The 10,603-nt window shown below is 27.1% G+C and carries 8 protein-coding genes and 1 tRNA gene; 1 reads left to right on the top strand and 8 read right to left on the bottom strand.

Annotated features, from left to right (window positions below):
• Position 1 precedes the first annotated feature (1 nt).
• From BLS00_RS06900 to lgt, 6 genes are all read right to left on the bottom strand, one after another.
• Complete coding sequence (locus tag BLS00_RS06900) at positions 2-259, bottom strand: hypothetical protein (protein ID WP_091404060.1); 258 nt, start codon at positions 257-259, stop codon at positions 2-4.
• Positions 260-2,869: an O-antigen ligase family protein gene (locus BLS00_RS06895; RefSeq protein WP_091404056.1), complete on the bottom strand. Its 2,610-nt coding sequence runs from the start codon at positions 2,867-2,869 to the stop codon at positions 260-262. It lies immediately after the preceding gene.
• A gap of 309 nt (positions 2,870-3,178) precedes the next feature.
• On the bottom strand, positions 3,179-4,378 hold the full coding sequence (locus tag BLS00_RS06890; protein WP_091404053.1) for an alkaline phosphatase: 1,200 nt from the start codon (positions 4,376-4,378) through the stop codon (positions 3,179-3,181).
• 16 nt (positions 4,379-4,394) lie between these two features.
• The gene (locus BLS00_RS06885; protein ID WP_091404052.1) at positions 4,395-5,078 is read right to left on the bottom strand and encodes a metal-dependent hydrolase; all 684 of its coding nucleotides are present in this window, start codon (positions 5,076-5,078) and stop codon (positions 4,395-4,397) included.
• Positions 5,075-5,905 carry a hypothetical protein gene (locus BLS00_RS06880; protein WP_091404050.1) on the bottom strand — a complete coding sequence of 277 codons (831 nt, stop codon included), beginning with the start codon at positions 5,903-5,905 and terminating at the stop codon, positions 5,075-5,077. The genes BLS00_RS06885 and BLS00_RS06880 overlap by 4 nt, the downstream gene beginning before the upstream one ends.
• On the bottom strand, positions 5,898-6,773 hold the full coding sequence (gene lgt, locus BLS00_RS06875; RefSeq protein ID WP_167849028.1) for a prolipoprotein diacylglyceryl transferase: 876 nt from the start codon (positions 6,771-6,773) through the stop codon (positions 5,898-5,900). The genes BLS00_RS06880 and lgt overlap by 8 nt, the downstream gene beginning before the upstream one ends.
• 50 nt (positions 6,774-6,823) lie before the next feature.
• Here lgt and BLS00_RS06870 point away from each other — a divergent pair.
• Positions 6,824-6,899 (top strand) — tRNA-Gly (locus tag BLS00_RS06870).
• 28 nt (positions 6,900-6,927) lie between these two features.
• Here the strand turns inward: BLS00_RS06870 and BLS00_RS06865 are convergent.
• Together BLS00_RS06865 and BLS00_RS06860 are read right to left on the bottom strand one after the other, a co-directional pair.
• Entirely contained in the window at positions 6,928-8,151 is a 1,224-nt protein-coding gene (locus BLS00_RS06865; protein WP_091404044.1) for a hypothetical protein, read from the bottom strand.
• Positions 8,124-10,595 (bottom strand): lipase family alpha/beta hydrolase, encoded by a 2,472-nt coding sequence (locus BLS00_RS06860; RefSeq protein ID WP_091404041.1) that lies wholly within the window; start codon positions 10,593-10,595, stop codon positions 8,124-8,126. The genes BLS00_RS06865 and BLS00_RS06860 overlap by 28 nt, the downstream gene beginning before the upstream one ends.
• Positions 10,596-10,603 lie beyond the last annotated feature (8 nt).

Below are 10,603 nucleotides of genomic sequence, written 5' to 3'. Positions count from 1 at the left end.
TTCATTCCCCCTTTAAATTTTGGATTTTTTCAATTTTTATTATGTTGTTGATCTTAATAATTTTATACCCATTTAATATTATATCATTAACTTCATCAGATCCAATATAAGGTAATATTTTAGAAATACTATTATACTCTACATAGAAATTTAAAAGGTTAGAATCATTTTTTAAAACTTCTATATTTTTATAAATTGTAAATGTAATCAAGAATATAGATAGACTCATTATTGTTAAAAAAATAGTTATTTTATACATTCATCGCCTCTGAAAATATCTATAACTTTCTAAAAATCTTTCAATTCTATTTTTGTATCTATTGTAAACGTTGCTATCTTTTGATAAATTAACGTAGTAATTATAGACATCTTTGTAAGAATTAACAACATTATCTACTAAAGATTTTTTGATATTTGTATTTTCAATGTTGAAATAAAGATCTTGTAGAATAGATAAAGAGCTATCTGGTATACCTCTATTCAGATTTGCCATGTGATAATTAGCCCAACCATCTCTTTCCATGAAATAAAATATATTTTGCATAATCTTTTCATTATCTATGTATTTTAATAGGTTTATATTCATAGAAATGATTTCTGCGTAGGTATTTTCCCATTCTGGGAACCTATTCCAACCACCAGGTAGTATTTCTATGGTTTTAATGTTCCAGTGATTAAAAGAGTTGTAGTATTTATCCATTAATTCTCTTATTTCTTGATTTTTATCAGGTATTGAATTAATCAATGTATCTAATTGTATTATCATATTATAATATAATTTAGCTATTAGTTTATATGTATTCTTTTCAGTAAAATATGCAAAAGAAGTTTTCAAATAAGTTATTTCATCTAAAATGCCTTGTAAAAGGACTAATTTTGTTTTAACATTTTCGTTGGTTATATTCTCTGAATAAATCATACTCAAATCTTCTCTTAGATATGCTTTTTCAAATGGCATGAGATCTATGCTTCCTTTATATTTTTCAATTACATGCCTATATTCATCCTGTTTCAAGTTAAAAGCATCAGGTAAATCATCATAACTTACGTCATCATATCTATAAGGAGTCTCAACAAAAAGTTGAGCCAAATAAAACATCGATTTACCAAAAGTATGGTTTGAATCAAGAGATTTTAAGAAGAAATCCATAGATTTTTCATATGCATCTCTTGCTTCTAAACTATAATTAGACTGAGCATTTTGCACTTCTTTTGCTCTTTCTTCAATCTCATCAAGCGTTTGAGTGATTTGAGTAAATTGTAAAGATCCTGGTGCATAGTTATTCAGTTCATTTTTGTATTGGCTATATTGTTGCTCAAGATTTTTAAGTAAAGTAGGGAATTGATTTTTTAATGCGTTATCAATTTCATTTAGTTTGTTATATTGATACTGTGCTTTTTTAAAATATGCTTCAGAAGCAGTACTTTGAACTTTCAAAACAGTAACTACAATACCTATTACAACTATAGGTATCAATATATATTTTATATTGGTTTTAATTTTAAATAATTTAGTTTTATCATTAAACTGATCAGAAACTGCTATAGATAAAATAAATAAAACTAATAATAGATTTGGGTGCATATGTAGTGCAAATTCTGTTCCAGCATGAGCGACAGTTACAGTAACGCTCCATCCTAATAAAATAAATAACAACAATTTATTTAAATCTAAATTATTTCTTAAAGTTTTGAAAAAATAGATAATTAAATATATCAATAATAATGAAATTGCCAAAAAGCCTATAATGCCAGTTTCCCCTAAAGCTTGTAAATAATCATTATGAGCTCTTTTGAAATTATTCCAAGCATATAAATACCTTTGCGGTTCTTCTTGCTGTAATTCAGACATATATTCTATTGCGTATAAAGGATAGGTCCCTATTCCTGAACCAATAAATTTATGAATATTATGGTCTGGATCGCTAAACTGCTTTATAGCAGCGTTCCAGGACAAAGATCTTTCATCCCAAGAAGAAATAGAATTCATAGCAGCAAATCTATCAGTAGCAACTACTTCCCCACCTTTATTGAAAGGTGTTTCAAAATTAAACATCATAAATAAAAATATAAAAGCAAAAACTACGATAAAAAACCAGCTTAAAAATTGTTTAGACTTAAAATATTTAAGATCTTCTTTGTTTTTTTTAGCTATAAAGAAAGATATTAATGCAACAATCATTCCTACAACTGTACCTAAATATATTGAACGAGTTTGTGCAAATAAAACAACCCAAATACTCATAAATAAAGTTATAAAAGAATATATTTTTAAGTAAATTGAATTATTTGGTTTTAAAATGAAATAAATGGAAATCGGTATTAATTGTGCTAAGTAATCTGAAACAAAGTTGGGATTACCTATAGTAGTTCTCAAACTTATTCTTGCTGAAGGATCTCCAATATTTCCAAAAAAAAGGTCAAATCCAAAGAACTTGTTCAGTAAACCGTCGAACGCAATAATTGTTCCAGTTATCAAGAAAACTAACAATCCATGTTCAATAAAACTGAAGTCCTTACCAAATTTGTTGGTTACAAGAATTGAAAAAAATACAAGTATAATAGTATATAAAGATACTTCAAGCGAAAACCTAAAATAATGGGGGTTTTCAATATATACTGAAATAAGAGACAAAATTGTAGAGAGACCAAAAACTCCAAACAACAAATGAGGAATTTTGAGTTCTATTTTATTGAGATAACTATTTTTAAAAAGGTAAAATATTAATAACGAAGTGATCATAAAAGCAAAAACAAGATGTTTTTGAGTAGAATATTCATATACCCAATTAGGCACCATTACAAAAGGGACAAGCAAAAAAGTTAAAAATAAAAACAGTATATCTCCAGGTATTTTTTTTGTATTCAAAGTAATCCCTCCTAAAGTGATTTAACACCTTTATATATTACCATATTTAAAGCAAAAAAACAATAAAAAAAGGCCTAAAAAGGCCTTTAATTAAGTGAATAAAATTAATTCACTAAAAAATTTTCCGGGGACAGAAACACTTCAAGAGGGAGGGTAACCATCCAAGCGTTCTGCAATAAAATTATATCTCATTAGAAGTAGCTTACAAAACCCGATTATATTTATTTAAACGTGATTTAAAGTCAAAATATGCTGTTATTAGCAAATAATGAAAAAAATTTCATATTTTAAAAAAATATGAAAAAGATATCATTTTTTAATTATATCCCAAAAAATATCTGTTAAATGAACTGATTTATCGAATTTAATTCCATTAGAAAACAAAGCCACATTATTTATGGTATGTCCAAAAGTTGACCATTTAATACCTGCTAAATCATTATAGTGATTAAAATAATTTTGAACAAAATCATCAAAATAAGAAACATTATTATCGGAAAGAGCCTCATTATAATTTTCTTCATTCAAAAAATAAACATTAGATTTTTTCTGAAAATCATCAAAATCATCACTATTATTAATCATTGATATAAGTTTATCGTAAGATATCTTTTGACTACTCAGGTTGTTTATATTTATAAAACCATCACCCAAAGAAAGACCACCAGTTTCATGATCTGCAGTGAAAAGAATAATTGTATTATCTGGATTTTTATTATAAAAATCTATGGCTGGTTTTAGAGATTTATCAAAAGCAATTATTTCTTCAATCATTGACAATGTATCATGAGCATGAGAAGCGTGATCTATTTTTCCGCCTTCAATAAAAATAAAAAACTTTTCTCCTTCAAATTTTTTTAGAGAATATTTTATAGCTTTCTCATAATAATCTTTTTCATCCTGGTCGAATATAAAAGGATTGTTTGAATAAGAGGTCAGAATTATTTCATTTTTAGGTTCAACAGCTTGGATATCAATTTTTCTTTTATACATATATCCTTTTTTTAATATTTCTTCTTCGGTAAAGAAAGCTCGGCCTCCTCCAATGAAAAGGTCGAACTGGCTTTCTAAAAGTTGATTTGCTATAGATATATAGTTATTCCTGTCATTTGATTTGGCGTATATTCCTGCTGGAGAAGCATCAACAATTGAATTAGAAGTTATAACAGCTATTTTATAATTTGTATCTTTAAAATGGTAAGAAACAGGGTTTAGTTTATTTCCATCTTTATCGATGTTTATTTTATTATTGTTTGTTTTTTCAAAACTCATAAAAGAGGTTATGGCTGCTGCTGAATCAGTAACGCCATCTAAAGATTCTGTATTTAAGATTGATAAATTTTCAAGGGAATTATAATTTAGAGTTTTACCATATTTTTTGATGGAGTATTCGTTCGCTAATTTTAAATGGTTAATGCCCATCCCATCCCCAAGAAAAAAGAAAATATAGTCAGCCGAAAAAACTGTAAGGCTTAAAGTTATCAAAAATATAAATACAATTTTTTTCATAAAATCATCTCCGTGACTATATTGTTAATGAATCTCCTGGATTCATAATTTCGCACTTAATATTTAAAGATTCTACTTTATTTTTAAAAGATTTAACATCAGCTTTTATAATATCCCATGTATCATAATGCATAGGAATAACCATTTTTGGTTCTATCATTTTAACTGCTAAAACTGCATCTTCTACGTCCATAACAAAATTTCCACCTATTGGTATCATTGCAACGTCTATTTCCTCTTTTTTAAGTAGTTCCATGTCTTTTGTCAAACCAGTGTCACCGGCATGATATATTTTTTTGCCTTCTATATTTATTAAAAATCCTCCTGGATTTCCTCCGTCGATAATAGTGTTGTTATTAGTTATTCCAGAACCATGAATTGCGTTGGTCATTTTTAAAGTACCAAAATCAAATTTTGTTCTTCCTCCGACATGCATAGGATGTCCTTTTTCCAAACCATTCATTACCAAATAATTTATGATCTCAGCGTTACTTATTACGGTGGCTCCATATTTTTTTGATATTTCCAAGGTATCTCCCAGATGGTCATCATGTCCATGAGTCACCAAGATATAGTCTAAGTCTTGAAGTTCTTCCTCGTCGTATTTTGCTGCTGGATTTGATTTCAAAAATGGGTCGATAATAAAATTCTTTTCAGATTGAATTTTAAAACAAGAATGCCCAAAAAATTTAATTTTCATTTTAATTCCTCCTCCTTATAGGTTTTTACTAATTGATTGAAAATTTCATCGTTGATATAATCAAAATTTTCTAAAATATTGTTGAAGAAATAACTGTATTTATCTATATCATAGTCAAAAGTTTTTAAAAAATCTAACACATCAGTACTATATGGTGGAATATAGTAATTAATCTGTTTTAATTCTATCTCATTTAAGTATCTGAGATGATTAGTTAATTTTAAATATAGAACTGAGTTAGACTCGGATATAATTTCGGGCCAAATGTCTGAAGTCTCATGATCTATATTTTTATCAATTATAACATGAGTAATTTCATGAATGATATCTTTTTTATCATTTATAAATATTACATTTGGTTTTACATGAAAAGATCTAAAGTTATCTGCCTTCAAAAAATACTTATTTGTAAAAATAAATTCGTTTACGTACATTTCAAAGAATTTAATCGAATTAAAAATAGCTTCTTTCATCCATTTTTCAGTGAAAAAAACATTTTCTTGATTGTAAAAAGAGTTATTTTTGGAATAGAAAAAATAGGCTTGTTTACTGTTAAATTGATCCTGAATTTTGTTTTTACTATAAGTAAATCTGGAAGAATAATTTGAATAGTTCAATATTAAATAATCTTTATATTTAATATTTCTAAAAAATAAAAATTTATCTTCAACAAAATTATTGTTATTCTCGGTTTTAAAATAAATTACGTTGATACCAGTGGAAAAAATCTTTAATTCATTATTTTCGTTTTCAATAACAATATTTATTGGGAAAAATACCAGCAATACAACTATAAGATTAATCGAAAATACTATTTTTTTATTCATTATTTTTTCTTCTTAAATATATAAATAAAGAAAAACCAATTATAAACAAGATTATACTCATTATAACATTAGTTTTTAATCCCATGAAATATAAACTATCTGTTCTTAAAAGTTCAATGAATCCCCTTAATACTGAGTATAGCATCAAATATAAAGCTGTAACTTCACCTTTAATTTTTCTTTTATAGTTAATATAATAAAGTAAAAACAAAAATATAATTGAATTTCCTAATGACTCATACAAAAAGGTCGGATGAAAATATTCAAAATTTTCATATCCAGGCATCCTATGCTCTATTGCAACAAACATTTTCCAAGGTAAATTTGTAGGGGTGCCGTATGCTTCGTGGTTAAAGAAATTCCCCCATCTACCAATGGCTTGTGCTAAAGGTAGTACAAAAGTAAATATATCAAGAGCTTGAAAAAATTTAATTGAAGAATTCTTTTTAAATTTAGTATATAAATATACAGATAATATAGCCCCTAATATGCCACCGTGAATTGCCATTCCTCCATGATTGATCATTATGATTTCAAAAGGATTACTTAAAAAATAATCTAAGTTAAAAACAACATAATAAATTCTTGCGCCAATCACACCAAGAATTACACCAAAAATAACAGCAGAATAAAAATCATCTTGAGAAATGTTTTCTTTTTTTGCTCTGTTTTCAGCAATTAAAGTTGCTATTAATATTGAAAAAGCTATTAAAAATCCATACCATCTTATTTGAAGATTACCAATACTTATTAACACGGGAGAAACGTAAACATCACCAGAAAAAGTTTTTGGAATTACAAATATGCCTAACAATAAGTAAGAGAGCAATATTGAAAGAACATAAACAAAATAATTTTTTTTAATCAAAATAATCACCTTCAAAATATAATTTTTTTCTGGTATAATTATATCATATTGCGGATATAGCTCAGTTGGTAGAGCATCAGCTTCCCAAGCTGAGGGTCGCGAGTTCGAGTCTCGTTATCCGCTCCAATAAAATAAAGCAGCCTTTAAGGCTGCTTTATTTTATTTTTTCATTGTTTATTTCAAAAAAGTTTGTTTTGAATATGGATTCTATTTGTGCTTGTGTATATTCTTTTCGTCCTTTATCTTTATTGGTAGCTTCTATATCTTCAATTAAAGAGATCAAATCGTTAAAATTCTCAGCTTCCCTTAAAATTTCATTTTCTTCTTCATTTATTATTTTGTTATATTTATTTTTTAAATTTTGATCAGGTTTTATTGAGTCAGACGAATCTTCCCAATTTTCTTTTACTTCATCTAAAGTAACCTCTTCTGGGATATATTCGCTTATTTCTTTTTCTGGGGCATCTTTATTATCCTTTTGTTTTTCATCAATATTTATATTATCAACATCTTCTTCATTTTGATCAGAAGCATCAACATTTTCATTTTCTTCAGGAGATTCGTTATCAAAATCGTCCAAAATATTTTCAATTTCGTCTAAGTTTACATCTTTAATTGAATCGTCAATCATTTTTTTAAGTTTATTAGTTTTGCTTTCTTCTTCTGAAGAACCATCAGAATTATAAGACAAATCTTCATCTATTTCACCTAATAGTTTTTTAAGGGCCTTTGATTTTTGCCAAATAGTTTCTAAATTATCAAGTTTAAGATTGATAACTTCTTCCAAACTAATTGGTTCGATAATTTCTTCTGTGCTTTCGGCTTCTTCAATTTCATTATCGACATTTTTTTTGGTTGATGAAAAATCAAATGATGAAAATCTTTTTAATAAGAACCAAACTGCTACCGCACTTAAAATAGATATTATAAAGATAATAATAGTTATTGTAATAAAACTCCCAAAATTAAAACTACTTTCTTCATTTTTTGTAGCTGCATTTGTAGGACTACTTAGTATTAAATTATTAAGATTAAGCTCTTCTGTAAGTGTATTGTTTTCAATATTTCTTATAGATTCTTTAGCTAAAGCATTATCAGGAAAAAGCGACAAATATTGATAAGAAATATCGTAATCTTTATTTTGAAATGCTGAAAGCCCTAAATATAATTTTATTTCAGGTACTTCATCTTCAATTTTTGGGGATTTTTCTAAAGCAGAACTCAAAAAATTTTGAGCGCTTTCATATTCTCCTGATCTATAAGCTTTAAGTCCTGACAAATATAAATTATATGCTTCACTATAAGAAGCGTAGGTAGAAATAAATATAGACAAGAACAGTATTAATAAAACTAAAAGCTTGTTAGATTTCCTTTCCATAATTCAAAGCCCCTTGATGTTTGACGAATACCATAAACAGTATCCCCCATTATAGTGTAATTAAAATTAGAATAATCAAATCTTTGATAATTTCCGGGGAAATTTTTGTTTGGGATGTCTAAATAAGTTAATGTATCACTTCCAAAAACATATAAATTGTCATCGATGGTTATTAAATCTAATCTGCCAACATCTCCATCACCCAAGATTTGATAAAAAGATCTATCCCCTTTAACATATATCAATTTGTAATCATTAGTGGATACATAAAAGTCACCATTTATAATTTCAATGTTTTTTATATAATCAAAATTAGACCCAGTTATATCCACAATACTTTCTTTAGTGATAAAATCATTCAAATTATCCTTTGTTAGTAATGAAATTCTATTTTGAAAAACCAAATAATTTACTCCATTATACTCTTCTATTTCCATAATTTTTGAATTATTTGAAATTATTTCTTTGTCTAAATAAACAGTCGAATTTTGAACATTATGAAAAATCCTTAGTAATCCAAAGTTAGGCAAATAATAAGCTTCATCACTTTCAATTAATGCTTCTTCAATTTTAATAAATTCTTGAGAATTTTGATCTAAGACAAAAACACCTTCTCTTGAAGTCACAATAAATCTATTTTTATATTCGTAGGAATTTATAATTTCTGTATTCAAAAGAACATTTCCATTTATGTCATAAATTCCACTATCTGTACTTATTAATACTTTCGAATCAAATGTATGTAACGAAGGATTTCCATAATTCAATACCTTTTGGAATTCAATATTTTTAATTAAAGAAAATTCAGAATAATTTATTGGTAAATTGAATTCTGGGTTTTGTTGATCTACAATATTATTTTCTTGTGAAACATTAGTTCCATCAGAATTTTGTGAATAAAGCTGTTCATAAGTTTCAATAAATTCATCATCTTTAAATTCTTTAATGTCTGGAGCATCTAAGTTATCTTCTAAAATTTTTTTTATGTTTTCTAAAACATCCGGCTTAGAATAAAGATCATAAAACTTGTAATCATATAATAGTTTAGTCTTTGCTTCAGGGATTAAAGCACTGTTAACAGAAACAATTCCATCACCTTCACCATTTATAAACTCTGGGTAAAGTCTTGATAGGGAAGATTGATTAAGGTCCATTTTAATGCCGCTATTTTTACCGGCTATGGTTATATAGTTAATATCTTCTCTCATACCAAAAGAATTCAATTTATTCAAAAAATCAGAATTAGGAATAAGGTCATAATAATAGCTGTTTATTTGTTCAAGATAGAAATTAGAATTATACTTAATGTTAAATGACGTTTCTTCATCAATTTTTAGTGTTTCCATAAGTAAATTTGAATCTTTCCCATATATCAAATTAAAAAATAAAGGATTTGCTAAATTTGTTCCATCATTTGGTGTAGATAACAAAACTATATTTCTTACATTGTCAATGCTTTTATCTGATTCAATCGCATATCTTGCAATTAGTCCGCCTACTCCGTGAGCTATTATATCAAACTCTCTGTTTGGTAGCCTTTTTAACTCTTGGGCGAATCTTTTAGCTTCAAATTCAATAAAAGATTTTGAGCCAGTTCTCATTAAGAACCCCTGATAAGAATCGTAATAGGTTTTGCTTTTAGTGTTGACTAATGGGTATTTATACTGCCATATTGTTCTTTCCTTAAATAAAACAGACCAAAAATTACTCCCATAAGGATTTTCAGAAGTATTTGTATTTGACAGATAACCGGTAAAATTTACGTCTGTACCTGGTATTAACACCAAATCAGGTTTATAGCTAGCCGGTTTTTCAGTTAAAGTTTTCATCCCATAATCAGATTCTTGAGGGGATTTTACGATTAAACCTATTTTAGAAAAATGAAAAGTTTCAGCTTCTACATAATACGAGTTATCAATTTGAATTATTCTAGAACCAGGTAGTTCACTTATAACTGGCGGTTCATCTTCTGAAGCATAAGCAATTGAAAAGTTGGTAAAGTTATCTCCAAAATATAAATCATTAGGTATCTTATACCTTATTTTCATAGGGACAAGAGAAGATTCTTCAACCCCATCACTTGGTAATACTGAATATATTTTACCTTGAAAATTCGCCATTGAGGTAAGATTTTGATACTCTATGGAATCTTCTGGTATTTCTTTTATTATAAATTGTTTGTTCCCACTATAAGCGCTTTTAGGAATCATAATCTCTAAATCTTTGGCCTTTTGTTCAGTTGAAGAAACATTTTCACTGTTAAAAATCATTGGCACTAATAAAATTCCGCCTATAGCTACAATTATTATTATAGAGGATATAATTATAACCTTTCTATTTATCTTATACCTCAAACGCTTAACTGAAAGTATTAATCTTGATATGATGTTTTTTAATCCGTTTTGTTTTTTTTCTTTATTTTCATTTTGGTTTTCTTCAGCCATTGATAATC

The organism is Geotoga petraea (assembly GCF_900102615.1).
Classification (GTDB): Bacteria; Thermotogota; Thermotogae; order Petrotogales; family Petrotogaceae; genus Geotoga; species Geotoga petraea.
The sequence above is the reverse complement of the archived record's forward strand: the minus strand, read 5'-3'. Positions and strand labels throughout refer to the sequence as shown.

Bases quoted from the DNA above. Each gene is read 5' to 3' on its own strand.
- BLS00_RS06890 (WP_091404053.1), bottom strand. From the start codon at position 4,378: ATGAAAAAAATTGTATTTATATTTTTGATAACTTTAAGCCTTACAGTT.
- BLS00_RS06885 (WP_091404052.1), bottom strand. From the start codon at position 5,078: ATGAAAATTAAATTTTTTGGGCATTCTTGTTTTAAAATTCAATCTGAA.
- BLS00_RS06860 (WP_091404041.1), bottom strand. From the start codon at position 10,595: ATGGCTGAAGAAAACCAAAATGAAAATAAAGAAAAAAAACAAAACGGA.
- BLS00_RS06865 (WP_091404044.1), bottom strand. From the start codon at position 8,151: ATGGAAAGGAAATCTAACAAGCTTTTAGTTTTATTAATACTGTTCTTG.
- BLS00_RS06900 (WP_091404060.1), bottom strand. From the start codon at position 259: ATGTATAAAATAACTATTTTTTTAACAATAATGAGTCTATCTATATTC.
- BLS00_RS06880 (WP_091404050.1), bottom strand. From the start codon at position 5,905: ATGAATAAAAAAATAGTATTTTCGATTAATCTTATAGTTGTATTGCTG.